Below are 25,613 nucleotides of genomic sequence, written 5' to 3'. Positions count from 1 at the left end.
GAGGCTCACCATGTCAGAGCGTGAGATTTCATCCAGCGAAGCGTTTGTCCGAATAAACAATGTTATCCAGACACTGGGTTTGAAAGCGCGAGTGCGCTATGTCGATGACGGTAATCTGGTCGCTACTGCCGAACTCTATAACGAATACGACACGCTGATTGAATCAGGCGCAGGCAAAGGTCCCGACGCGCTTGTAGGTGCACTTGCTGAAAGCCTTGAGCACTACGCGATGTTTCACGCCGAGCCGCCATTTTGCACAACGCTTGGTTGCAGTGACATCGCTTCGCAGAACGGGGTCGAGTCGGACGGCATTTTCACAAGTCTGCGAAAAAACATCGAGCCTCTACAGTGTCTGCAGCTTGCAGCACTCGACGGCTGCGCCGGGCTTTTTGTGCCATGCGCCCTGCTGTATCCGGTCAAAGATGAACGTAAAACAACGAGTCAACCGACGCGCTTTTTAAATCGCTACGCCTCTAACTCAGGAACTGCTTTCGGCTGCACGAAATCAGAAGCACTGCTGCACGGTACCCTGGAACTGATTGAGCGACACCTGTTGTCCCGGTTTTTCATGGCCGTCTGCAGACTGATACCTGCGATAGATCTCTACTCACCGTCGGCGCCCCTGCTTGCGCAAGCCCTGTTCAACAACTCATACGCGCTACGGGCTGCCGAAGCTTTGCAGATCATCATTATCAAAGACGAGTCAGAAGTTTATCTGGCGGTTGCATTCCCACGAACCGGCCCCGGCGACCGACATATATCCGCAATCGGCTCCGGCTGTTCTTTGGACATATTTATCGCCATCCAAAGAGCGGTAACGGAGCAATTCCAATCAAACGCCTTATACGACGCCAACGATGAAATCGCGGACCGAAAGGTACTTGATGTGCTTTGTCAATCCGAGAAACTGAAACAGCTGATAGACTTTGCACCCGTTAAAAACTTGAAACTCAATACCCTGGCGCCGCCAAAAAGCCTGCTTGCACTCTCTGTTCCTGAACAACTTGCCTTGCTCCGAAAAAACCTGAGCGGTATGAACAAAGTCCTATTTTTCAGAACAGTCATGGAGTACCCGGGGACCAACGTAGTTACCCAGACTTATATCCCGGGTCTCGACCGATTCAACATAATCAGAAATGGCCAACCCGTAGCTCCTCAGCACATTTTGCTCGGCACCAGGAGCACGCCAACGGCGTGATCCAAAACGACCACAGGCCCATACTCATGCAGACATTTATAAGAACAGCCTGCGAGAAACATCGACTCCTGCTGGTGATGACAATAGGCGCGACCATCACCCTGAAAATCCTGTCCCTGGCCCCTCCTTTGTTATTGGGCAAGATCGTCGATTCACTAAACGATGCCGATCACACAACGCTGCGTACGCTGCTTTTTTTCACCGCAGCTTTTACGCTGGCCGGTTGCATTCAGTCGATGACCACCCCCCTGCAAACGCTGCTGCTCTCAAAGCTCGTCCAGCGAATTGTCATGGATGCTTCCATCAATTGGATGGCGCGGTTGATGGGCAAGGATTTTTCCCAGTTTGGCACGTGGCGAGTAGGACACTTCATCAAGTCGGTCGAGCGCGGAATCACTGCCCACGAACAGTTGCTGATGTTCTTCGTCACTACGGGTTTTCCCCTGTGCCTGGAATTTCTTATTGTGGCCGGCGCATTCTGGTATATGGGCGGAGCCTGGGTTTTCTGCGCGCTAGCTGGCCTCGGTGGCTGTTATCTCTATGCAACTCACCGGATCATTCGATGGCGCAGAAAACACATCGATGCTGTTAATGACCAGGAGGATGAGCTGAGTGCAACCTTGGTCAATACTTTGAGGGCTGGTAAATCGATAAAACTGGAACGCGCCGAACGCACGGCCCTGCAACCCTTGAACCGAGCGTTTGAGCGCTACGCCAATGCTGCGGTGACCGTAGCAGGCTCGGGCGGACTGTTGAGCGCGGCGAAGATTTTGTTTATCAGCCTGTCCACCGGCGGTTTGTTGGCTTGGGGAGTCATGGATCAGACGTCCGGACAAGCAAGTATCAGCGTCGGTCAGTTGGTGGCCATTTCCTCTATTGCTGGTACGTTCCTGTTGAATGTATCGGCGCTGACCGAAGGCTATCGGGTGCTGGATCAATTTTCGGCTGATCAACGGCGACTCAAAGAATTACTTGCAACTGCTGACTTCGATAACGATCGCTGCAATGACTCTGATGCGTTGCATAACCTATCAACATTACGGCTCGAGCCCTGCGAGATCACCCATAACGGTGTTGCGCAGCTATCAATTGCCAGCCAGATCAGCTTCCGACAGGGCCAATCCGTTGCGATCATCGGGCCCAGCGGCGCTGGCAAATCGACGTTACTCGAAGCGCTGGCAGGACTGGATTTTTCGGTGCGGCCCCGGCTGTTCATCGACGAGCTGTGCATAGATCGCTTAAATGCTCGCGTTCATCTGGAAACGGTGCGTTACAGCCCCCAGTCTCCGCAGTTCCTGGAAGGAAGTTTTGAACAGTCCGTACTTTTCGGTGTTGAGCAGTCGAAAGCATTGAACGAGGCAATTCAATGCCTCCAGCTTGATGAAATCATTGGCCGAGGTCACATCGCTGAAAACGCCACCAATATCTCCGGAGGTGAAGCGAAGCGGCTTTCGTTGCTGCGACTTCTGAATCGACCGGGCAAATTCAATCTGTTTGATGAGCCGAGTGCTTCGATTGAACCGAAACTCGCTACACCAGTGTGGGATTTGCTATTCAAGACATTCGCTGGACAGGGCCTTATATGTGTCACCCATGATGTTGAACATCTCCATCGTTTTGACCGCGTGCTCGTCATGCAGCAAGGCGCCATCGTTGATGAAGGCAAATGGTTCGAACTACTTGAGCGCCCCGCCATCAAGGTCATATTGCACAGCTTGCACACGCAGACCTGAATCGCAAAAACGTCCAGAAACGGCCCCACGCAGTGCAAACGAGGGCCGATACTGACAAATCGCGCAAATGCCGTTAGTCGCCGCCCCCCACGATGGATTAAAGTAACGCCCCCAGCCCCGGCGTTATCCGAACGCCCCGGCCACCCCCTTTCCAGGAACAGTCACCGATGGAACATCGTGAAGCGCTGCTGGCGCTGCGAACCTTTCTTTCAACGCAGATTCTCGGCCAGGAAAAACTCATCGAGCGCTTGCTCATCGCCCTGCTCGCCGACGGCCATATGCTGGTCGAGGGCGCTCCCGGTCTGGCCAAGACCAAAGCGATCAAAGAACTCGCCGAGGGCATCGAAGCCCAGTTCCATCGTATTCAGTTCACCCCCGACCTGCTGCCGGCTGACATCACCGGCACCGAAATCTACCGTCCGGAAACCGGCAGCTTCGTCTTCCAGCAAGGGCCGATCTTTCACAACCTTGTGCTGGCGGACGAAATCAACCGTGCGCCGGCCAAGGTGCAATCGGCCTTGCTCGAAGCGATGGCCGAGCGTCAGGTCAGCGTCGGGCGCAGCACCTATGAGCTGTCGCCGCTGTTTCTGGTGATGGCCACGCAGAACCCGATCGAACAGGAAGGCACCTATCCGCTGCCGGAAGCCCAGCTCGACCGTTTCCTCATGCACGTCAAGATCGGCTTCCCTGACGCCGCTGTCGAACGGCGCATCCTGCAACAGGCCCGTGGCGAGGCGTTGAATGGCGAGACCAAGCCCGAGCGTCGGGTCAGCCAGCAGGCGATCTTCGCCGCGCGCAAGGAAATCCTCGGTTTGTACATGGCCGACGCCGTGGAGGAATACCTGGTGCAACTGGTCATGGCCACGCGCAACCCGGCCAAGTTCGACCCGGAAATGGCCGAATGGATCGCTTACGGTGCCAGTCCGCGCGGTTCGATTGCCCTCGATCGCTGCGCCCGCGCCCACGCCTGGCTGGCCGGTCGCGACTTCGTCAGCCCGGAAGACATTCAGGCCGTGCTGTTCGACGTGTTGCGCCATCGCATCATTCTGTCGTTCGAAGCCGAAGCCGCTGGCATCGATCAGGACCGCGTGGTGCAGCGGATTCTCGACGTCGTCGCCGTCGCTTGACCCCCATGAACGCCGCCCTGCCCTCCGAATCCGGTATCCGCATCAGCCTCGCCGAGCTGATCGAGATGCGCCACCGCGTGCGCGAGGTGCAGCTGTTTTCCACGCCGAGTCAGCGCAGCCCGCTGATCGGCCTGCATCACTCGAAATTCCGTGGCCGGGGCGTCGACTTCGATCAGGTGCGGGTGTATCAGGCCGGTGACGACGTGCGCACCATCGACTGGCGCGTCACCGCGCGCACGCAGGAGCCGCACACCAAGCTGTTCCATGAAGAACGCGAGCGGCCGATTTTCATCATGGTCGAGCAAAGCACGCGGCTGTTTTTCGGCTCGGGGCTGATGTTCAAGTCAGTGCTGGCGGCGCAGGTTGCAGCGTTGATCGGCTGGGCCGCGCTGGGGCACAACGACCGCGTTGGCGGGCTGGTGTTCGGCGACAACGAGCACTACGAAATCAAGCCTCGGCGCAGCAAGCAGAGCCTGCTGCAATTGCTCAACCGGCTGGTCAAGGTCAATCAATCGCTGCACAGCGAGCGCGAGCCGGATCGCGATGCCTTCGGCGTGGCCCTGCGCCGCGCACGGGAAGTGCTGCGGCCGGGCAGTCTGGCCATCGTCATTTGCGACGAACGCGCGTTGTCCGACAGCGCCGAGCAGCAATTGAGTCTGCTGGCGCGGCATTGCGATCTGCTGATGTTGCCGCTGTCCGACCCACTCGATCACGCCCTGCCCGCTGCCGGCCTGCTGCGCTTTGCCGAGCGTGGCGCGCAGCTGGAAATCGACACGCTGAACTTCGACCTGCGCCAGACCTACCGCGCCCAGGCCGAAGCGCGCATCGCTCGCTGGGAATTGCTCGCACAAAAGCTGCGGGTGCTGCTGATGCCGTTGAGCACGCAAAGCGAAATGGTCGAGCAGATGCGCGAGTTCCTTAACCCGCAGCGTCCGGGGAAAGGTCGATGAACGGCCTCGACCAACTGCAGCCGCTGATCTCACCGCCGCCGATCGCCTTCTGGCCGCCGGCGCCGGGCTGGTGGCTGCTGCTTCTGCTGTTGCCGCTGCTGGGTTTTGCCGTGTGGAAGTTGCGACGTTTCATTCCGATCAAGAAACGCCCGGTGGTGCGCGCCGAGCAGCCGCTGGACCCGGTACGCATCGCCGCGCTCGCCGAACTGGCGCAAATGCCCAAGCCTTACGACGGCGCTCCGGCCGGCGCTTGGCTGCAACAACTCAACGGCCTGCTCAAACGCCTGTGCCGCAACCACTATCCATACAGCCAGAGTCACACCCTCAACGGCCGCAAATGGCTGGCCTTCCTCGATAACCGCTGCCCGGCTGCCGGCCTGACGCGCTGGATGGTGCTGGTCGAAGGCGCGTACAAACCGGAATGCAAACTCGATGACAAAGCCATCGCCGGCCTGACCCAAGCGGTCGACACGTGGATTCGCAAACATGTTTGAGTTCGCCTGGCCTTGGATCTTTGTGCTGTTGCCGCTGCCGTGGCTGATGCGTCTGATCCTGCCGGTGGCCGACAGCGGCGAGCCGGCATTGAAAGTCAGTTTCCTCGCCGACCTCGAAGGCCTCGCCCGCCGCCGCGCCCGCGCCAACTTGCCGGCGTGGCGGCAGCAGGCGCCGTTTATCTTGCTGTGGCTGATCTTGCTGATCGCCGCCGCGCGCCCGCAATGGCTCGGCGAACCGCTGCCGATTGCCGCTAGTGGCCGTGATCTGCTGGTGGCGGTGGACGTGTCCGGTTCGATGGATTTTCCCGACATGCAGTGGCAGGACGAAGAAGTCAGTCGCCTGTCGCTGGTGCAGCACTTGCTCGGCGATTTCCTCGAAAGCCGCGACGGCGACCGCGTCGGTTTGATCCTGTTTGGCAGTCAGGCCTACCTGCAAGCACCACTGACCTTTGACCGGCGCACCGTTCGCATCTGGCTCGACGAAGCGCGGATCGGTATCGCTGGCAAAAACACCGCGATCGGCGATGCCATCGGTCTGGCCCTGAAACGCCTGCGCCTGCGCCCGGCGCAAAGTCGCGTGCTGATTCTGGTCACCGACGGCGCCAACAACGGCGGCGAAATCAATCCGCTGACCGCCGCAAAACTGGCCGCCAGCGAAGGCGTCAGAATCTATCCGATCGGCATCGGCGCCAATCCCGAGGACAGCGGCTCGACCGGCCTGCTCGGGGTCAATCCGAGCCTTGATCTGGATGAACCGGCGCTCAAGGCCATCGCCGAAATCACCGGCGGCCAGTACTTCCGCGCCCATGACGGCAAAGAGCTGCAAGCGATCAAGGACACCCTCGATCAGCTCGAACCGGTGACTCAGCAACCGACTCAGGCACGCCCGGCGCAAGCCTTGTATCATTGGCCGCTGGCGCTGGCGCTGTGGTTGAGTCTGTTGCTGGTCGTCCGCGAACTGTGGCCGGATAACCCGCTGCAACGCCTGTTTACCAAGCAACTGTATTTGCAAAGTCCGCTGCCGGACTGGCGTGAGCGCTTGCAGCGTTTGCGCCTACGGAGGCGCCGATGATCGCGCTCTGGCCGCACTGGTTCCGCCCTTGGTGGCTGCTGCTGTTGCCGCTGCTCGGCTGGCTGCTCTGGCAACTCTGGCACCGGCAGAAACGCGCCGGCCGCTGGCAGATGATTCTGCCGCCGGCATTTCACGCTGCGCTGCTCAGTGGCGGCAGCGGTCGCCAGAGCAAACTGCCGTGGATCGCCCTAGGCGTGGCGTGGTTGCTGACCATTCTGGCCTTGCTCGGGCCGAGCTGGGAGCGCGTCGAACAGACCAGCCAGAAACCCGCCGATCCGCTGGTAGTCGTGCTCGAACTGACCCCGGAGATGCTCGCCACCGACTCGCCGCCGACGCGTCTGGAACAGGCGCGGCGCAAGCTGTTCGACCTGTTGCAGGCGCGCAGCGATGCGCAGACCGCCATCGTCGTTTATGCCGGCAGCGCGCACACGCTGGTGCCGCTGTCGGATGATCTGGCAACCAGTCGCAACCTGCTCGACGCGCTCAAGCCATCGCTGATGCCGGAAGCCGGCCACCGCGCCGATCTGGCCGTGGACGAGGCGCTGGCGTTGCTCAAGCAAGGTGCGCTGGGACAGGGACGGATTCTGCTGATTGGTTCGTCGCTCAATGAAGAGGAACGGCGCGGCATTCGCCGTGCGCTCAATGGCGAGTCCACGCAACTGCTGATGCTCGGCATTGGCACCGCCGAAGGTGCGCCGATTGCCCAGGAGGACGGCAGTTTCCTCAAGGACGAGCAAGGCGCGATCCGCGTGCCGCAACTCGACAGCCCTGGTCTCGCGACTTTCCTCAACAGCGTAGGCGGCGAGTATCACCCGGCGCGTCTTGACGAGGCTGATCTTGGCGCTCTCGGTTTGCTCAACGGCCCGCGCAGCCTGCGCGACGACGGCCAGACCGTGCGCCTCGATACGTGGGCCGATCAGGGTTACTGGCTGCTGTTGCCGCTGCTGTTGCTCGCCGCCTGTGCCGGGCGTCGCGGCTGGCTGTTCTGCCTGCCGCTGCTGTGGTGCCTGCCGCAACCGAGCTACGCTTTCGACTTCGAAGACTTGTGGTTGCGACCCGACCAGCAAGGTTTGCACCTGCTCAAGCAGAAACGCCCGGCCGAAGCCGCGCAGCATTTTGACGATCATCAATGGCAAGGGGTGGCGTTGTACGAGGCCGGCGACTACAGTGGCGCCGCTCAGCGTTTTGCCGAGGGCAGCGATGCCCGCGCCCACTACAATCGTGGCAACGCCCTGGCCAAAAGCGGTGAGCTGGAAGCAGCAATCGACGCCTACGAACAGGCGCTGGAACTGCAACCGGATCTACGTCCGGCGCAGACCAACAAGGCGCTGGTGGAAAACCTGCTGAAGCAGAAAAACGCCCCGCCGCCGCCCGAACCGGACAACCAGCCGAACGAACAAAGTCTGCCCGGCGATGAGCCATCGCCCACTACCGCGCCCCCTCCGGCGGTGAGCAGTGAAACCCAGAGCGAGGCGCAACCGGCCGAGTCGGCCAGCGAACCGCCGCCAACCGCCCCGCCGCTGCCCGGCCCCAATGAAATCCCCGGCAGCAACGAGGAAGAGGAAACCGACACGGTGCCGACCCTGCGCCCGAGCGAGAACAACCTCGAAGGCGAGCAGCGTCAGGCGCTCGAACAATGGCTGGGCAAGATCCCGGACGACCCGGGCGAACTGCTCAGGCGCAAATTCTGGTACGAACAGCAACAACATCAGGATCAGGAAAACAATCGATGACCCGCTTCACCGCTCTCTTGCTGCCCCTGCTGATCTGCACGGCCACCGCTCAGGCGGCCGAGCTGACCGCCAGCGTGGATCGCAGTCGCCTGAACTCCGGCGAGACGGTCGAGCTCACCCTCGAAACTGACGACGTCACCCAGTTCGGCAAGCCCGATCTGTCGGCGCTGGAAGCGCTGTTCGAAGTGCGCGGCACGCGCCAGGTCAACCAGCTCAACACCCTCAACGGCGACAACCGCGCGACCACACGCTGGATCATCACCCTGCTGCCGAAAGAAAACGGCAGCGTCGTGATTCCGCCGCTGCAACTGGGCGAAGCACAGAGCCAGCCGATCACCGTGCAGGTGATCGCCAGCGACAACCGCGAAGACAGCAACAGCCTTGATCCGGTGTTCATCGAAGCCAGCCTCGATCAGACCAGCGTCTACGTGCAGGCCCAGGCCATCCTGACTTTGCGCATCTACCACTCGGTTTCGCTGTACGACGACAGCAGCCTGAGCCCGCTGCAAATTGCCGATGCGCGCATCGAACAACTTGGCGACACGCGCACCTACGAGAAAGACATCAACGGTCTGCGCCACGGCGTGATCGAGATGCGCTACGCGATCTATCCGCAGCACAGCGGCCTGCTGACCATCGCGCCGCAGACGTTCAGCGCCACGCTGGTGGATACCGCGCCATCGGCAGACGCCTCGGGGCCGAAACCCGGCAAACTGATGCGCGTCAGCTCGGCGTCGATTCCGCTGACGGTCAAACCGAAACCGCTGACCTACCCGGTCGATGCGCCATGGTTGCCGGCGCGCAACCTCAGCCTCAGCGAAAGCTGGAGCCCGGAACCGGATCACACTCAGGTCGGCGACTCCCTGACCCGCAGCCTGACCCTGAAAGTCGAAGGCCTCGCCAGCTCGCAACTGCCAGCCCTGCCCGCCACCGACGTCAACGGCCTGCGCCGCTACCCCGACCAACCGGTGCTGAGCAACCAGAGCAGCGACCGCGGGATCATCGGCAGCCGCGAAGAACGCGAAGCCCTGGTGCCAAGCCGCAGCGGCGCGATCGACCTGCCAACCGTCGACGTGGTCTGGTGGAACACCTTCGAAGACCACCTCGAACACAGCAGCCTGCCCGCGCGCACCCTGCAAGTGGCGAACAACCCCAGCCTGCAAATCGACACCCCGGCCGGCACCCTGCAACCGAGCACGCCCGACAACGACACCCTGTGGTGGTGGAAACTCAGCACCCTGATCCTCGCCTGCACCACCCTGCTCGGCTTCGGCCTCTGGTGGCGCGCCCGCTGGCAACCGGCAATCCACCGCGCCGCCCAGACCGGCCCGAGCCCACGCACCCTGCTCGACGACATCAAACGCGCCAGCCAGGCCAACGACCCCCACGCCACCCGCCAGGCACTGGACGCCTGGGCGCGGCAACAGCCGGAGACACTGGCGGATATGGCGGCGCGGTTTGTGCCGTTGTCGGATGCGCTGGATGGGTTGAATGGAGCGCTGTACAGCGAGACGGGACAGCACTGGCAGGGTGAGGATTTGTGGCGGGCGATCCGCACGATTCCCGCCGCCGAGCGCGTGCAGGATCCGGTGAGTGAGAGTGGATTGCCGCCGCTTTATCCGAAGTGAAAAGCAAAAGATCGCAGCCTTTGGCAGATCCCTACGGATTGTGTGTAGGAGCTGCCGAAGGCTGCGATCTTTTGATCGGAAAGTCCGGAATCAATACTCGAATTTCGTTTTGACTTGTTCGCCTTCTCGATAGGAGAGGACGAATGACTTCCATGGCTCGCCACGCTTGACTGCGTTTTCCTGAAGCTGGTCGACCAAACGAAGGATAATCGCCCCGTTAATATCAGTTTCAGCGTTCCAGTCCTCGACGCCATCTTTCTCAACGCACAGCTCCGTCTCGATGTAGCCCTCCCCCAACTCCACGCCATAACGGAACGCGCCATAGCCATGGACGATGCCGGCTTCGACCACCTGGAAGATCTCTTGGACGATCTTTATGTCTTCGGTAATCACTGTAAAACCTCCAGATTGCGACTGAAGCTGAGTTCCTCTGAGATGTCCAATCCATAAGCTATTTGTTTCCCGCGCCTCTCCTCATGCGCCACCAACTTCTACTTAGACAGCCTCAACGATGGCGTCGTTTCCCCCGAAATCAGGCACATAAAACCTTAAACCCACGCCAGTGACACTGAAGCCTGAATTATTGAAAACCAGAACCTCTCCTCGCTTGGCCAAAAACTGTCGAACCACAAGCGCATTCTCACCGACCAGTTTCTGGTTGTCCCAAGCAAGCTCACTCCATTTCAAAACTCAACGCCAAAGACCCGGTAGCGCTCATCAAAGTAAACGTGCACGCCTAAATCATCGTAAGCGTCGGTCGGTACTGTCGAATATTCGGCTTTGTAAAACGCCTCAAACCGATCACCAAGCGCCTTCCTTGATTCTTCTCGGGACATGCCAGCGTGAATCAATCCGAGATCACCGCGACTTAAAAAACTAAATACCAATGTCATCTTTTCCGGGATCTCCTGAACCAAGAAAGATGCGCGAGTCCTTCCAAGATGGTCAGGCTTGACGCCCGCGCCCCTTACTAAAGACCCGATGTCGTCGCATTCTGCACCTATGGATAACTCACTGGTGGTAGCCCTGATAATCAAATCCTTATGGAATATCCGGCCAGACTGGCTTGCGCAGCAGTGCATCCAAATCTTCGAAAATATCCCTGAAAAAATTGGCGAGATCCATGAAGTCCGTTCGTGAATTCAGCAACGCGGCTTTCAACATGACATCATCTGTATTTTCTTTGGCGGATGCCGCTCTGGACATATTGTAGAAAGCGTTTGCTAGCCTTTCCGCTAACTCGTCTTCCCAGTTCAGCTTGTAATCAGCTTCCCAACTGCCACCATCAAAATCACCGGCTTTATCTTTCACCAATTGGATAATCAGTTTCTTTACTGACTCGAAATCTTTCATCTTTCATCTTTCAACTTTCTCTTGATCGGATAACTTTTGGCTGCGCTGAACAAATGGCACACTTTTTACTTATCAGACATGGCTCCCGCTCAAGAGAACATCGACTTTCGCCTTATATTCAGGATGACGCTGTAGGTACTTATCACAAGCTAGCCGAAGGTATTCCATGCAGACCTCTTCACTGATAATAATTGTGTCTGCATCGCTAGAGGGATACTCATAAGAAAACTCCACTCCTTCGAAATGGCCCTCTTCAAATGAGCTATTTACATCAGGAAAGTTACAGTATGCTCCATCAACACTGAACCCCCAACGCCTCGCAATATAGCCCGCAGCCTCGATGAAACGGCCATCATCATACATCCGGTCAAAATACCCTTTGACAATCCAATAAGGGTCTGACTGGCGGTATGGCTGACCGAACAACTCCTTCATAACAACCTCACTTCATTGCCGGATCATACACTGTCATTTCTTGAGTCTTCTGAATCGGGAACAATGTCCAACTCGTCCCACAGCATCGACAAGCCTATGCTTTCCATATAAGTCCCAAAGTCCAGAAAAGGCGCAACGCCGATCGCCTCAACTGAAAACCAGGTAGCGTCGCACTCTGGGCACATGAATAACTCTTTCCCAGTGGCCTTGACATGGGCACAGACAATGTAATCCTGCTGACATCTTGGGCAGATGATCATCTCTGGCTCCTGTTAGAGCACGATGCCGTTGAATGAATTTTCGCGGCGCAGATTGATATATAAAGTGGTGATCAAGTCGTCGTCATCGTCAACGTAAAACCCCATCCCCAACTCACCGACTTCAAATCCGTCATCGTCAATGACGGGGTCAATACCATGGCGACGAAACAAAGCCAACACGTCCGTGGATGTTTCGCCTACCAGCTTGTGGCCGTTCCAGGACACCGTGCTTCTTTCGAAAAACTCTACCCCTTTAACTATATCTCGCTCGTCGTAGTAGACATGAAGATCGAGCTGAATATAAGCATCGGTAGTATTCAAGGAGTCAGTTGTTTTCCAGAACACTTCGAAACCGGCTCCCAGAATTTCGCGCACTTGAGCTCTGGACAGTTTTCCATTCAGGGGGCCGACCAATCCGTATTCCGCAATTGAAAAGTCCATTTGAAGCCTCTTGCTGGCGAACAATCCAGTTTCTACTCTTTCCCCGCAACGCATGTGGGCGCGCCCTAACGTACTTCCTTGGTATAGGAAGAAAATTTACCGCCACCTTGATCAATATGTAGTCGTTCGCATTTATTGCATCGATAAACAGTAGTAGCACCCGCTCCTATCTGCTGATAGAACTCTTCCTCTGACAACCAACGATCTGCCAAGGCAGCACCCAGCTCATCTATCTTTCGCTCGGCAACCATTGAAAACTCGGACTCGGACATACCATGAGACAAATTGATTATCTGACCGCACACACAGGAAAATTTAGGCATTGTATTGGTGGCTCAACTCAAGAAAAGTAACTGCTCGCACACGGTCTTGAGACGGGCACATCAAGACAAAAAATCTTTTATCAGCGAGCGTTGGGAATGGGATCAATCATTGTTTCACCTGATAAAACGTAACCACCGGGCCGTAATCCTCATCCGAGTTCGACACCTCGACAGTGAATAATGTGTCCGGGAATTTCTCCTTCAGCACCATTCGCCAGGCAAACCCGATCATCTCGCACAGCTGAAGAAATATTCTGGGCGATACACCATTTCCGTATTGGCCAAAAACATCATAAATCTTCACACAATTCATAAGCCGCTCAACCTCCGCCATGTCGCCAGCGGCCAGGTTCACGCAGCGCGCGAACGCTTCGTGTGAAAAATTTCGCTCGAGGAAGACGCCTCCCTCAGACTCGATGAACGTCGGGAACAGCAACGTGGAAAACATCAATATCTGTTCCGGGTGGCATTGGTCGTTGATATACGAATGAATATCCAGGCCTTCCTGATTTGCCCATTGCTGCTTCCACGCGTCATAGGGTTCAGCGTCGATGACGAAGGGTAAAGAGTTGATCAGATGCATTGCATGGGCTCCAGACACGATTTTCGCCGTAGGGGACCTGGGGGACAGATCTCTGTTTATCAGAACTTGGTTTGTCCCTGGTTCTGCTCCATCACCCGCACGATCCAGCGAGATACTGGGATTGGCAACGACGATGCCATCGGCCTGCGCTCATAGTGGCTGCAAGACCATGATGTTTGCCAGCAGGAACGTCTGTCCGCGCTTGGGCATGCCAATGAACTGATGAGTTCGCCCACAGGGGCAGGAGACTGGTGCGCGAGGAATACGTACGACGGACGTCCATGTAGAAGATCCTGTAACGGGCAATAATCGATCTGATCAGGTGCCATGCTCGGCCGGACAGCGGCGCGAATGAGCGCAAAGAGTCGCTGGCGTCTCTACAATGGCGCATCATCCGGAACGATATTAGGTGGCCACTATTTTGGCGTCAATCAATGGATGGCTTGAACAATCGGTTTCGATGAGCGGTACAGCCCGTATCCTCGGGCAATGCGCCTGTTAAAGGCTCTGTTTGCCCTGCGTCGGTTGGCGACCGCGGGTACGCATTTCGAGCTACTCACGATTCATCCGAAGCAACCTCTGTAAGATTTCAGACGATCCCTTGTAGGCTTCATCCCGAGTGTTCGATTCCTACGCAAAACACAGAAAGATCTGACTGCTGTCGTTTTCCAGATACACGCACATTTCTCTGTCACAAACAGACACAGGGAAATGTGCTCAATGATGCACCCCGCCAACCTCGCGGCAGCCGCAGCGTCCAAAGCCCCGATCATCGGCCCCGCCGCCTGCCCCTTGCGCAACACCCACGTGCAACTGTTGCCCCTCGCGTACGGCCTGGTGGAAAAACCCTTCGACCCCAGCACCGAAATCACGCTGCCGTACACCCTGACCACGCGCCCCATGGGCATCCGCCGCCTGCGCGACGGTTGGCTGTACATCGTCGACAGTCTCAGCGGCGAGCTCTACGAATACCGCGTGCTGGAAGGTGTCATCAGCGCATTGCTGCATCGCGGCAAAAGCGTCAGCGAGGATCAGCGCAGCGCCATCGAAGAACGTCCGGCGTTGATCTTTTCGCGCAAAAGCACCCTTTACGTGACCTTTGCTGCATCGCGGCAAAAGCGTCAGCGAGGATCAGCGCAGCGCCATCGAAGAACGTCCGGCGTTGATCTTTTCGCGCAAAAGCACCCTTTACGTGACCTTTGCCGACGTGCAGTTGAGCGCGGCGAAATGCCGACAGGTGCTGGACAGCGCGCAGGAACGCGAGCACTTCATGCAGGCCGTCGATCTCGGCCCGGTGCATTGTCTGATCGGCGGCGAGCATCTGCTTACCGTGGCCCAGGCCAAACAGTGGCTGGCGGAAGTGGCCTGCACAGCGAAACCGCTGGCCGAGGCAGACGCCACGCGGATGCCGGCGGTGCAGGTCAGCGATGCGCCGGAGCATGAGCGTGAACCCTATCTGTGGGAAAACCCGCGACGTTTTCGCGAGGCGCATATCGGCGAATTTCTTGGTCGGGTGCGCGGACCTTATCAGGACGACACGCTGTTTCTGCTGGTCAACGACGACCTTGGGGTGATGCGCGACCTGGCCGATTATCAGGACCTGGTAGTCGGCTGGATCGAGCAGTGGAGCAACACCGACAACAACGAGCGCGACTATCTGCTGGCCAGTTACATCGAGTCGCTGAGCCAGCTCGGATCTCAGGACTTCGACACTTTGGCNGTCGGCTGGATCGAGCAGTGGAGCAACACCGACAACAACGAGCGCGACTATCTGCTGGCCAGTTACATCGAGTCGCTGAGCCAGCTCGGATCTCAGGACTTCGACACTTTGGCCAAGGCCAGCGACGATCCGCGCGCCCAGGCATTGTTTGCTGAACTGGAGCAATTGCCCGAACCGGATCGGGAAAATACCCGGCAGGCGCTGCTCGANGGCCAAGGCCAGCGACGATCCGCGCGCCCAGGCATTGTTTGCTGAACTGGAGCAATTGCCCGAACCGGATCGGGAAAATACCCGGCAGGCGCTGCTCGAGTATTTGAACAAGGGTGGTGAGCTCGAGCCAGTTGCAGGCGAAGCCACGCCTGAGTTGCAACAGCTTCGCGAAAAGGCACTGGACGAGTCGCTGGCGCTGAACCGTTTCGACGGCGTCGCCCCGGATTTCACCGCACATGCTCGCGTCACCGCCGAGGCAGATCGGCGCTTTTACACCCGTGAATATTTTGTTGAAGTGGCCCCGGCCGACTTCGTCGAGCGCCACCTCAGCACACTGGTCGAGCTCGGCAAAGATCAGAACCGACGCATGAGAGACGTGCTCGACGGCCCGTTGCTCAGCGGCAAACGCGGCATCAACGACCTGATCGACCGCCCGGCGATGGACGAGGTGCTGAACAGTCATCGCGACAACCTCGGACGCTGGAATCGCCTGCTCGAACGCATCACCGCCGACCGCGCGCAACTGCTGTGCGCCGGGCGTTTCCATCGCTCGGCGTGGTATTTCGACGGGCAAGTGCAGATCGATCAGGCTTTCGCCAGCGAATACGCTTGCCTCAAGGACATCGGCCGTGGCGACGCGGCCAATGAGCAAATGCTCGGTTACCTCGAACAACACCCGCAACTGACCCGCCCGCTGTTCTACACCTTGCCGCTGCGCATGCAGACCGAACAGGCCGGGCAATATTCAACGCTGTTCAANTTACCTCGAACAACACCCGCAACTGACCCGCCCGCTGTTCTACACCTTGCCGCTGCGCATGCAGACCGAACAGGCCGGGCAATATTCAACGCTGTTCAACGCCGGCATGGCGATGTTCAACAACCTGCCGGACTGGCTGGCCAAATTGCAGAGCATCGAGCAGCCACAGCTTCCAGCCCTCGACGATCTGCCGGCACACAGCCGMGTCCTCGCCGATGCCGTGCAAGACACCTACAGCCCGGCGCTGAACCTCGGCCTGAGCCGGGCGCTGGAAGGYTTTGATCTYGCCGGCGAGAAAATYCCCGACCTCGACGAACTGTTCCAGCGCCTGCCCAAAGCCCTGCGCCTGCGCGTSTTCGACGCCGCGCGAACCAGCGGCGTGACCTTCACCGTATCCACCCCGGCGGARCAAGCGGCGCTGCAAGCCACGATCAAGGAAGTGCTGCGCGAGCGCGACTACCTGAAAACCCTCAACCGCGAACGCAACCAGCTCACCCACAACAAAAACCGCCAAGGCCACAAAACCGCCCGGGCGGTGGAATTGCAGCAGGAAATCGTCCGCGTGCGCACGCAATTGGCGCTGTTCGAAGGCCGCCTCGCGGCAAACCGCCAAGGCCACAAAACCGCCCGGGCGGTGGAATTGCAGCAGGAAATCGTCCGCGTGCGCACGCAATTGGCGCTGTTCGAAGGCCGCCTCGCGGCAGCGTTAAGCCCGATTGATGAGTTACCTGATCGCTCGGCGCGACTGTATGGCGCCACCCCGGCGAAAGCGGGATTGACGGTGGTGTTTCCGCCGGCGCAGCAAGGGGAATTGCGCGGGTTGCTGGAGAATATTCGCGCGGGAGTGGCGGGGGTTTCGAAGGCGAGTCTGGTGCGGACGGAGGGGATGGGGTTGGTGGTGGTGTTGGTGCAGGTGGTGAATTTGGTGGGGGCTTTGCGTGAACTGCGTAGGCAAACAGCGAATAAACGAGTTTGGCAGCCATTCGCCAATGCGATTGTCGCTACTGGGGCTGCAGGATTTACTGCCGCGCAAAGTCTTGGGGATACAGCCTTGAAAAACCGCAGTTCATTTCTGGCGACGAATCTTCAGCAGGCGGCGCTGAAAAACGTGCATGTGCAGTTGGGGAAACTGCATGTGGGATTAGGTTTTTTCACCTATTTGGCAGGGTTGGCATCGTCTGCGAACAGTCTTGTTACGCAGCGCAAAAATTGGGAGCAGGCGATTCGTAGTGGAAGCCATTCGGCGGGTAATGCAGCGGCACTGGGCACCTTGGGTTCCAGCGGAATGACAACCGTCAACGCATATGGTTTGGGTCACACCCTGTACGCAGGTTATACCGTGATTGTGGCGCCAAACGGTGCTGCACGAACTGCCGCGTGGGCCGCTGCGGGTACACGCCTTTCTACGGTGTTCTTCCGTTTCAACTTGGCGGGCGCGCTATTTACGGTCCTGGAGCTCAGCGGCAGTTGGTTGTATAGCCGCTTCAACCTCAGTGCCCACGATAAATGGCTGACAATCACACCATGGAGCAGGGATGGCGAGATGCGTGGTGACCACACATTTGATGACTATCAAAGTTACTTGGCTTTTTTAATTCACGCGCCTTACGCGCAACTTGGGAGAAATCCGCATGACTACTGGCTGAAAGATCTGCTGGTCATAGCCAAGACCAGCGATATTCATCTGGTGCTGCCTCGACTGACGCTGAATGACTTGTTACCTCCCCTTGGCAGTGAACCAAGCTGCCGGCTAGGTATCGGCGCACACCGCATTTCCACTCCGCTGCACAGTAGAGGAGTTCCACGGGAGCGGAGAGATGTCATCAGCAACGAAATTGTGAATAGCCTGCGCATCGTCAAGTCCAATTCGGAGGGACTCGTGCTCTGTCTTCAATACCCCACAAATTCCGACTCTGAATTCGTCCCGGCGAAAGAAACACTGGAGTTGGCGGTGTGCATTCAGGCTATGAACAAAAGGGGTGAGTGGCAGTCACGAACCCGAGTAATCCATCTGGATCCTCGTGGAGACGGACACTACGCCGTAGTTGCACCTCAGTTTGTCAAAGAAAAGCCACCACTTGTGAAGGTCGAAATCCAGTATCTGGAGCGAGCCGACCATGCGCAATAGCAACGACAAACAAACACCAAGAGTGGCATTTGTACTGCCGAAACAAGCGGGATTTATTGAGCCGTTTCCGAGTGGAAAAATTACCTATCTCGCGCCCTTGCCATTACCAACACAAACGCCACCCTACGGGCCTCATATAGGGGTACTAAACAGTGTTTACATGGACTTCGGGTTGGGAAACCCGCAGGTATTTATGTGGCAGGTGACTTTAGGAGGACCGTTCAGTGGCACATTCATGATCGCGTTTCTATATCCACTGGTGGGAGGCTTAATTGGGCTCATGTTTGGAGATAACTGGGAGTTCATTAAGGAAATTATTGAGGGTGTTTTTCTTGCCCTTTACAAATTGGCGTTATTAACGGGTTTTATGGCCTTGGGTATCGGCCTGGCCGTCTGGCACCACGTCCACAAAAAACGTCTCTCCCTCATCCCAACCCGCTTCAACCGCCAACGCCGCGAAGTCTGCTTCATGCCCGAAGGCGCCACCGAACCAGTCTTCGTTCCATGGGAATCGCTCAGCGCCTGGATCATCGAAGCCAAAGGCGCCACCCAGTTTGGCATTCACCGCCAATACGGCATGGGCATCGGTTTCTACCAAGGTGAAACCCTCATAAGCCAGGAATTCCAATGCGCCGGCCTGGAGCTCGCGATCAGCCATTGGGAAGCGATTCGCGGTTACATGGAGTACGAGGTCAACGACCTCAAATCGATTCAGGATTTGCAGGATCTGCAAGGCCCGGACGACCCACCCCACGAAGGCCTGCATACATTCCACAATGCCCGCGCGCGGATGCATCAGGAGATCCATGAAGGCCGCCGCTCGCGGTTGTCGGGGTTCTTCTGGTACCTGTATCACGTCATGACCCTATGGACGATTCCCAACCGTCTGCTCGAATGGGAAATTCGTCGGCTGGAAAGAATCGGCAAGCAGGCGCTGCCGGAAGTCATGCGCGAATGGTCCGAGCCATTGCCAAAAGAGCAATGGGCCAAGCCGAGCGAAGAGTTGTTGCGGATGAGCGAGCTGGTGCGGCAGATGCACAGACGCCACCCGCATCGGCCGATTACCGAAATATTCGCCGCTGCCGGTGCAAGCAGACACGCGACAAGGCAAGGGGCGTGATTTGCCAGTAAACTCCCCTCCTTTCGCCGCCCGTTCTTCTTCGCGGCCACCCTCTTGATCAAAATGCGGAGTCCACCTTGCGTCTGTTCCACACCTCCGACTGGCACCTTGGGCAAAACCTGCACGGCCAGGAGCGCGATTTCGAGCACGCGTGTTTTCTCGAATGGCTGCTGCGCCAGTTGCACTTGGCGCAGCCGGATGTGCTGCTGATTGCCGGCGATATCTTCGATACGGTCAATCCGCCGGTCAAAGCTCAGGAACGCCTTTACGACTTCATCGTCAGCGCTCACGAACAGCAGCCGTTGCTGACCATCGTGATGATCGCCGGCAACCATGATTCCGGCTCGCGGATCGAGCTGCCGGCGCCGTTGATGCGGCGTTTGCGCACTCACGCGTTGGGTCGGGTCTTGTGGCTGGATGACGGGCAACTCGATGCCGAGCGCCTGCTGCTGCCGCTGCCGAATGCCCAAGGAGAAATCGCCGCGTGGTGTCTGGCGCTGCCGTTTTTGCGCCCGGCGGAAGTCACTGGCGCGCATCTGGGTGACAACTATCTGCGCGGCATCGGTCAGGTGCATGAATGGCTGATCGCGGCGGCGAATGCCAAGCGTCAACCCGGGCAGGCGTTGATCGCTATCAGCCACGCGCACATGGCCGGGGGCTCGGTGTCGGAGGATTCCGAGCGCAGCCTGATCATCGGCAATGCCGAAGCGCTGCCCGCCAGCCTGTTCGGCGAAAGCATCAGTTACGTCGCCCTCGGCCATTTGCACAAGCCGCAGAAGGTCAACGGCGAGGAGCGCATTCGCTACAGCGGCTCGCCGATTCCGCTGTCGTTCTCCGAAATCGGTTATCAGCATCAGATTCTCGATGTGGTCCTGGACGGTGAAACTCTGGTCAGCGTCGAGCCGAAACTGATCCCGCGCTCGGTCAATCTGCAGCGCATCGGCCCGGCGCCGCTGGCCGAGATTCTGCTGCAACTGGCCGACCTGCCGAACATCGATCTGCTCGCCGAAACCCAGCGCCAGCCCTGGCTCGAAGTGCGCGTGCGTCTGGATGAGCCGCAGCCGGATCTGCGCCATCAAGTGGAAACCGCACTGCAAGGCAAAGCCGTGCGACTGGTGCGCATCGCCGCTGAATACGCCGGCAATCGTGGCGCCGATGGCAGCGATGACGGCAGCACGTTGATCGAACTCGACCAGCTCACCCCGCAGGAATTGTTCAGCCGCGCCTGGCTCGACAATTACGGCAGCGAGGTCGACGAGCAGACGCTCAAGGACTTCGCCGAACTGCTGCAGGACGTGCAACTGGAGGGCGAGCAGCCATGAAGATTCTCGCCATTCGTTTGAAGAACCTCGCCTCGCTGGCCGGTCCTTTCGAGATCGATTTCACCGCCGAACCGCTTGCCAGCGCCGGCCTTTTCGCAATCACCGGCCCGACCGGCGCTGGCAAGAGCACGCTGCTTGATGCGTTGTGTCTGGCGCTGTTCGGCGCCGTGCCGCGCCTGAACAACACCGGTCGCGATGCCAAAGTCCCCGACGCTGACGGTGAAATCGCCACTGGTGACCCGCGCACCTTGCTGCGGCGTGGCACCGGTGAAGGCTATGCCGAAGTGGATTTTGTCGGCGTCGATGGCCGCCGCTATCGCGCGCGCTGGGAAGCCAATCGTGCTCGCGAGAAGGCTGGCGGCAAGCTCCAGGCCAGTCGGCAGAGCCTGCGCGACATCGATCAGGATCAACTGCTCGCCAGCCAGAAAGGCGAATACAAAACCCAGCTGGAAGCCGCGCTGGGCCTCAACTTTGAACAGTTCACCCGCGCTGTGCTGCTGGCGCAGAGTGAGTTCAGCGCGTTCCTCAAGGCCGACGACAACGACCGCAGTGAACTTCTGGAAAAACTCACAGACACCGCGCTCTACACCCGCCTCGGCCGCCGCGCTTTCGACAAGACCAAAGAAGCCCGCGAAGCGCACAAGCTGTTGCAGGATCAGGCTACCGGGGTAACGCCTTTGGCGCCGGAAGCCCGCGCCGAACTCGACGAGCGTTTCAACACCGCGCAGCAACAGATGAAGGCGCAACAGGCGCAGCTCAAACAGCTTGAGCAACAACACGGTTGGCTGAAGGATTTGCGTCAGTTGCAGGACGCGCAAAAAGCCGCCAGCGAACAACTGCAAGCCGCGCAGCAGCAATGGCAGGCACTGGCCGGCGAGCGGGTAAAACTGACGCGTCTGGAACAGCTTGGCCCGCAGCGCCATCAGTTCGCGCGCAAGGCCGAGCTTGATGCGCTGCTGACGCCACTGGCGACGCAGATTGCCGCGCACACCCAACAACACGCCGCGTTGGGCGAACGCCAGACGCAACTGGCGCAAAACCTCGATACAGCAAAAGTCGCCCTCAGCGAAGCACAACAACGCCAGAGCGAAAACGCGCCGTTGCTGCGTCAGGCATTCGAAGAGCAAAGCACCCTCGCCCGTCTGATCAAGGACACTGCCAGCAGCGCCGAAGCCCGACAAACCGCCGAGCAAGCGTTCAAGGATGGCCAGAGCGCGATTCAGGCCTTGCAGGAAAAACAGGCTGAAGTCGCCGCACGCTTGCAACGCATCGCCACCGAGCTTGAGCAGAGCGCCCATCTGGCGCCCTTGAGCGATGCCTGGAGCGCCTATCGCGACCGTCTGCAACAGCTGATGCTGATCGGCAACCGCATGAACAAGGGCCAGACCGAACTGTCGTCCCTCGAACAGAACGCCGCGCGCAGTGCTGAGCAACTGGCCTCGCACAAACAGCAACTGGAAGTGCTGTTCAAAGAGGCCGGCGCCGAGCCCGATGCGGTGGCCGAACAGATCGGCCTGCTCGGCACTTTGCTGCAGGACAACCGCAAACAGCTGCGCGCAATCGAAGACCTGTCGCGCCTGTGGGCGTCTCAGCAGGATCTCGACAAGCGCAGCGCCGAGTTGCAACAACGTCAGCTCGACGCGCAGCAGCAACGTGAACGTCTGACCCAGGACGGTGTGAAAACCAAGGCCGAGCTGACCGTCGCCGAGCAGACCCTCAATGTCACTCGCGAACTGCTCGAGCGTCAGCGGCTGGCGCGCAGTGCCAGTGTCGAAGAGTTGCGCGCGCAGTTGCAGGACGATCAGCCCTGCCCGGTCTGCGGCAGCAACGAGCATCCCTATCATCAGCCCGAAGCGCTGTTGCAAAGCCTTGGCCGTCACGATGAAAGCGAACAGGCCAACGCCCAGCAAGTGGTCGATCAGCTCAAGGAAAAACTGATCGAGCTGCGCGGCGAAGTCGGTGGCGTGATCGCGCAACAGAAAGAATTGCTCCAGCAACAGGAACAACTGGCGGCGCAACAACAAGCCCTGGCGCCGAGCCTCGACGCGCATCCGCTGGCCGCGCAACTGTTCAATCAGAACGCCGACAAACGCGACGCCTGGCTCAGCCGCCAGACCGAGCAGTTGAACCAGAGCATCACTCAAGACGAACAACGCCAAAGTGCCCTGCTCACCTTGCAACAGGACGCGGCGCGCTTGTCGCAACAATTGCGTCAGGCCGAGGTGGCGCATCAGCAAGCGGCGCAACAGCTGAGCCATCAGCAGCATGAACTCAACAGCGACCGTCAGCGTCTTGAAGAAGAACTCGCCGCGTTTGGCCCGCTGCTGCCCGCCGACACGCTTGAGGCCTTGCGCCTTGAGCCGGCGGCAACGTTCATGCAGCTGGATCGGCAGATCGGCGAGCGTCTGGCCCAGCTTGAGCAGCAAAAGGAAGAGCTGAGCGAACAGCAGCAACGCCAGCAGACGTTGGAGAAAGAACAGGATCGCCAACAGCTGCGCACTCAGCAACTGCACAGCGCCGAGCAACAATTCACCACGCTGACCGAGCAGCAGCAAAGCTGTCAGGAAAAGCTCGCGCAGTTACTTGGCGAGCACAGCAGCGCCGAGCATTGGCAGCAGCAGCTGGAACATGCGGTGGAACAGGCGCGCGTCGCCGAAACCAGTACGGCTGAAGAGCTGCAAAGCGTGCGCACGCAGCTGGTGCAGATCGCAGCCGAACTCAAGTCACAGCAGGATCGCCTGCAAGCATTGGAGGCTGAAGAACAGGCACTCGCCGGCAAGATCGCCGATTGGCGCGCCAGCCACCCGGAACTGGATGACAGCGGCCTGGAAGACTTACTGCGCTTCGACGACGCGCAAGTCGCCGACCTGCGTCAGACCCTTCAGCACAACGAAAAAGCCATCGAACAGGCCCAGGTCTTGTTGCAAGAGCGCGATCAGCGCCTGCTCGATCACCAGGCCCGGCAGGACGGCAATCTTGACGCCGAACAGCTGGACAGCGCCCTCGCCGAGCTGCAAAACCAGTTCGCCGTCAGCGAACAGCAGTGCGCCGAACTGCGCGCCGAACAGGCGGAAGACCAGCGCCGACAGAACGCCAATCAGGCGTTGGCCCGGCAGATCGCTGACGCCTACGCCGAGTATCAACGCTGGGCGCGACTCAGTGCCTTGATCGGCTCGGCCACCGGCGACACCTTCCGCAAGATCGCCCAGGCCTACAACCTCGACCTGCTGGTGCATCACGCCAACGCGCAGCTGCGCCAACTGGTCAAACGCTATCGCCTCAAACGCGGCGGCAGCATGCTCGGCCTACTGGTGATGGACACGGAAATGGGCGACGAACTGCGCTCGGTGCATTCGTTGTCGGGCGGCGAGACGTTCCTCGTATCACTCGCACTTGCGCTGGGTCTGGCTTCGATGGCGTCGAGCACGCTGAAAATCGAATCGCTGTTTATCGATGAAGGCTTTGGCAGCCTTGATCCGGAATCCTTGCAACTGGCCATGGACGCGCTCGATGGCTTGCAGGCGCAGGGCCGCAAGGTGGCGGTGATTTCCCATGTGCAGGAAATGCACGAACGGATTCCTGTGCAGATTCAGGTGCGGCGCCAGGGCAATGGTTTGAGCACGCTGGAGGTGAAATGAACACGCTGTACTCCTTCCGCCGCTGCCCTTACGCCATGCGTGCGCGAATGGCGCTGCGTTATGCGGGCGTGCCGGTGGAGATTGTCGAAGTCAGTCTCAAGGACAAACCGGCGCAGATGCTGGCGCTCTCGCCCAAGGGCACGGTGCCGGTGCTGAATGCCGATGGCGTGGTGATCGATGAGAGTCTGCAGATCATGCGCTGGGCGTTGGCGCAGAATGATCCGGATGATTGGTTGCTGGCCGGTGATTCGTTCGCGGCACTGTGGATGGAGAAACTGATTGAAGGCAATGATCAGATTTTCAAATCGGCTTTGAATCGCTACAAGTACGCCGAGCGTTACCCTGAGCAGCCGATGGAAGCTTATCGGGCTGAAGGTGCGTTATTTCTGCAGAAACTGGATGAGCTGCTTGAAGGACGTGAGTACTTGCTGGCCGATCATCCGAGCCTCGCCGACATCGCCCTGCTGCCCTTCGTCCGGCAGTTCGCTCACGTTGATCGCGAGTGGTTCGCGCAGACGCCTTATGTTCGCTTGCAAGCCTGGTTGCAGCGCTTGCTCGAATCCGAGCTGTTCACCTCGATCATGAAGAAGTAACCCTCTCTCCCTCTTGATCGTTCCCACGCAGAGCGTGGGAACGATCATTAGGCCAGTGCTTGGCACATGCCCAGCGCCATGCAATCCACTTCAAACGGCCCGAGAAAATCCAGCGCAACCTTGACCGGTGGATTGCCGGCCATCAGCCCCAGCGTGTTGGCTCGTTCAATGTTGTGCGCGATGTTGTGGTTGGCCTCTATGGCCCGGGCCAAGCCGCCCACCGAGCCCTGGCCAAATCCCAACAGTGAGGCGCCGTTGGTCATCAGCGCGAGGCTGGCGATGACCCAGAGTCTGTAGCCTTTCATGCGCCGCCGACTCCTGCGAGTTCGGCCCTGTCGACCATTGCGCTTTGCGAGCGCAGTTCGAACTGGATGCCGGGGTGGGCGACGTCGATCGGGGCGTCGAAGCTGTGTTCCATTTGCGCGCCGATGCTGACAAACAGCACCACGGCCAGGTACAGACCGATGGCCAGGTAGGCGCCGCGTTTGGCGGAAGTGAGGATTGCGCTGGCCATGGTGTTCTCCGTGGGCAAAGGTTTCGATGGCCACAGAATCAATCAAAAAAGCCGAAGCAACCACTCAGGGTTTGCAATGGTGAATATCAGCTTCGTTGATTATTTAGCGGCTCTATTTGCCGGCGAGAGAAAACCTATGAGTGGAGAACGCGTACGCGCGTAGGAGCTGCCGAAGGCTGCGATCTTTTGACGATTGATCGTTCCCACGCTCCGCGTGGGAATGCCTCAAGGGACGCTCCGCGTTCCAATGGGACGCAGAGCGTCCCGGGCTGCGTTCC

General features: G+C 58.8%; 22 protein-coding genes. 13 read left to right on the top strand and 9 right to left on the bottom strand.

The annotated features are described in order from the left end of the window. Window positions 1-10: 10 nt before the first annotated feature. The 8 genes from ASG55_RS26500 (at window position 11) to ASG55_RS19680 (ending at window position 9,935) form a co-directional block, all read left to right on the top strand. A complete protein-coding gene (locus ASG55_RS26500) occupies window positions 11-1,198 on the top strand; it encodes a YcaO-like family protein (protein ID WP_082530321.1) in 1,188 nt (395 codons plus the stop codon). 26 nt (window positions 1,199-1,224) lie between these two features. Continuing rightward, a complete protein-coding gene (locus ASG55_RS19710; RefSeq protein ID WP_056789900.1) occupies window positions 1,225-2,931 on the top strand; it encodes an ATP-binding cassette domain-containing protein in 1,707 nt (568 codons plus the stop codon). Between the two features lie 167 nt (window positions 2,932-3,098). Beyond that, window positions 3,099-4,058, top strand: coding sequence for an AAA family ATPase (locus ASG55_RS19705; RefSeq protein WP_007913915.1), 960 nt, complete (start codon window positions 3,099-3,101; stop codon window positions 4,056-4,058). Between the two features lie 5 nt (window positions 4,059-4,063). Continuing rightward, window positions 4,064-5,008 carry a DUF58 domain-containing protein gene (locus tag ASG55_RS19700; protein WP_056789465.1) on the top strand — a complete coding sequence of 315 codons (945 nt, stop codon included), beginning with the start codon at window positions 4,064-4,066 and terminating at the stop codon, window positions 5,006-5,008. Beyond that, complete coding sequence (locus ASG55_RS19695; protein ID WP_056789462.1) at window positions 5,005-5,502, top strand: DUF4381 domain-containing protein; 498 nt, start codon at window positions 5,005-5,007, stop codon at window positions 5,500-5,502. Before ASG55_RS19700 ends, ASG55_RS19695 begins: the two co-directional genes overlap by 4 nt. Further along, window positions 5,495-6,574 carry a vWA domain-containing protein gene (locus ASG55_RS19690; RefSeq protein WP_056789460.1) on the top strand — a complete coding sequence of 360 codons (1,080 nt, stop codon included), beginning with the start codon at window positions 5,495-5,497 and terminating at the stop codon, window positions 6,572-6,574. Before ASG55_RS19695 ends, ASG55_RS19690 begins: the two co-directional genes overlap by 8 nt. Then, the gene (locus tag ASG55_RS19685) at window positions 6,571-8,307 is read left to right on the top strand and encodes a vWA domain-containing protein (protein WP_056789457.1); all 1,737 of its coding nucleotides are present in this window, start codon (window positions 6,571-6,573) and stop codon (window positions 8,305-8,307) included. The genes ASG55_RS19690 and ASG55_RS19685 overlap by 4 nt, the downstream gene beginning before the upstream one ends. Continuing rightward, window positions 8,304-9,935, top strand: a complete 1,632-nt coding sequence (locus tag ASG55_RS19680; protein ID WP_056789454.1) for a BatD family protein — start codon at window positions 8,304-8,306, stop codon at window positions 9,933-9,935. Before ASG55_RS19685 ends, ASG55_RS19680 begins: the two co-directional genes overlap by 4 nt. A gap of 90 nt (window positions 9,936-10,025) precedes the next feature. Here the strand turns inward: ASG55_RS19680 and ASG55_RS19675 are convergent, their stop codons facing one another. The 7 genes from ASG55_RS19675 to ASG55_RS19640 all read right to left on the bottom strand — a co-directional run bounded on the left by ASG55_RS19675 (window position 10,026) and on the right by ASG55_RS19640 (window position 13,330). Beyond that, the gene (locus ASG55_RS19675) at window positions 10,026-10,328 is read right to left on the bottom strand and encodes a hypothetical protein (protein WP_056789452.1); all 303 of its coding nucleotides are present in this window, start codon (window positions 10,326-10,328) and stop codon (window positions 10,026-10,028) included. Between the two features lie 290 nt (window positions 10,329-10,618). Further along, window positions 10,619-10,828 carry a hypothetical protein gene (locus ASG55_RS26880; protein ID WP_150740990.1) on the bottom strand — a complete coding sequence of 70 codons (210 nt, stop codon included), beginning with the start codon at window positions 10,826-10,828 and terminating at the stop codon, window positions 10,619-10,621. 148 nt (window positions 10,829-10,976) lie between these two features. Continuing rightward, window positions 10,977-11,288, bottom strand: coding sequence for a hypothetical protein (locus ASG55_RS19660; protein ID WP_056789445.1), 312 nt, complete (start codon window positions 11,286-11,288; stop codon window positions 10,977-10,979). A gap of 72 nt (window positions 11,289-11,360) precedes the next feature. After that, window positions 11,361-11,723 (bottom strand): ribonuclease toxin immunity protein CdiI, encoded by a 363-nt coding sequence (cdiI, locus tag ASG55_RS19655; RefSeq protein WP_056789442.1) that lies wholly within the window; start codon window positions 11,721-11,723, stop codon window positions 11,361-11,363. A gap of 23 nt (window positions 11,724-11,746) precedes the next feature. Then, window positions 11,747-11,983 carry a hypothetical protein gene (locus ASG55_RS19650; protein ID WP_236708183.1) on the bottom strand — a complete coding sequence of 79 codons (237 nt, stop codon included), beginning with the start codon at window positions 11,981-11,983 and terminating at the stop codon, window positions 11,747-11,749. 12 nt (window positions 11,984-11,995) lie between these two features. Beyond that, on the bottom strand, window positions 11,996-12,424 hold the full coding sequence (locus ASG55_RS19645; protein ID WP_056789439.1) for a hypothetical protein: 429 nt from the start codon (window positions 12,422-12,424) through the stop codon (window positions 11,996-11,998). A 429-nt stretch (window positions 12,425-12,853) separates the two neighbouring features. After that, complete coding sequence (locus ASG55_RS19640; RefSeq protein ID WP_056789437.1) at window positions 12,854-13,330, bottom strand: hypothetical protein; 477 nt, start codon at window positions 13,328-13,330, stop codon at window positions 12,854-12,856. 711 nt (window positions 13,331-14,041) lie between these two features. On the opposite strand from ASG55_RS19640, the gene ASG55_RS27535 reads away from it, so the two are divergent. From ASG55_RS27535 to ASG55_RS19615, 5 genes are all read left to right on the top strand, one after another. Further along, window positions 14,042-14,773, top strand: a complete 732-nt coding sequence (locus ASG55_RS27535; RefSeq protein ID WP_330219660.1) for a toxin VasX — start codon at window positions 14,042-14,044, stop codon at window positions 14,771-14,773. A gap of 3,364 nt (window positions 14,774-18,137) precedes the next feature. After that, window positions 18,138-19,268, top strand: coding sequence for a hypothetical protein (locus tag ASG55_RS19630; protein WP_082530316.1), 1,131 nt, complete (start codon window positions 18,138-18,140; stop codon window positions 19,266-19,268). 77 nt (window positions 19,269-19,345) lie between these two features. Then, window positions 19,346-20,590 carry an exonuclease SbcCD subunit D C-terminal domain-containing protein gene (locus tag ASG55_RS19625; RefSeq protein ID WP_056789434.1) on the top strand — a complete coding sequence of 415 codons (1,245 nt, stop codon included), beginning with the start codon at window positions 19,346-19,348 and terminating at the stop codon, window positions 20,588-20,590. Beyond that, a complete protein-coding gene (locus ASG55_RS19620) occupies window positions 20,587-24,228 on the top strand; it encodes an AAA family ATPase (RefSeq protein WP_056789431.1) in 3,642 nt (1,213 codons plus the stop codon). Before ASG55_RS19625 ends, ASG55_RS19620 begins: the two co-directional genes overlap by 4 nt. Next, window positions 24,225-24,821 carry a glutathione S-transferase gene (locus ASG55_RS19615; RefSeq protein WP_056789428.1) on the top strand — a complete coding sequence of 199 codons (597 nt, stop codon included), beginning with the start codon at window positions 24,225-24,227 and terminating at the stop codon, window positions 24,819-24,821. The genes ASG55_RS19620 and ASG55_RS19615 overlap by 4 nt, the downstream gene beginning before the upstream one ends. A gap of 47 nt (window positions 24,822-24,868) precedes the next feature. Here ASG55_RS19615 and ASG55_RS19610 read toward each other — a convergent pair whose 3' ends face one another. Further along, window positions 24,869-25,126 (bottom strand): hypothetical protein, encoded by a 258-nt coding sequence (locus ASG55_RS19610; protein ID WP_056789426.1) that lies wholly within the window; start codon window positions 25,124-25,126, stop codon window positions 24,869-24,871. Continuing rightward, window positions 25,123-25,335, bottom strand: coding sequence for a hypothetical protein (locus ASG55_RS19605; RefSeq protein ID WP_039763920.1), 213 nt, complete (start codon window positions 25,333-25,335; stop codon window positions 25,123-25,125). Before ASG55_RS19605 ends, ASG55_RS19610 begins: the two co-directional genes overlap by 4 nt. Between the last annotated feature and the right edge of the window lie 278 nt (window positions 25,336-25,613).

It is taken from the genome of Pseudomonas sp. Leaf434, from assembly GCF_001425545.1.
GTDB classification, from domain to species: domain Bacteria; phylum Pseudomonadota; class Gammaproteobacteria; order Pseudomonadales; family Pseudomonadaceae; genus Aquipseudomonas; species Aquipseudomonas siliginis.
This window is presented reverse-complemented; position numbering and strand designations above follow the sequence as displayed.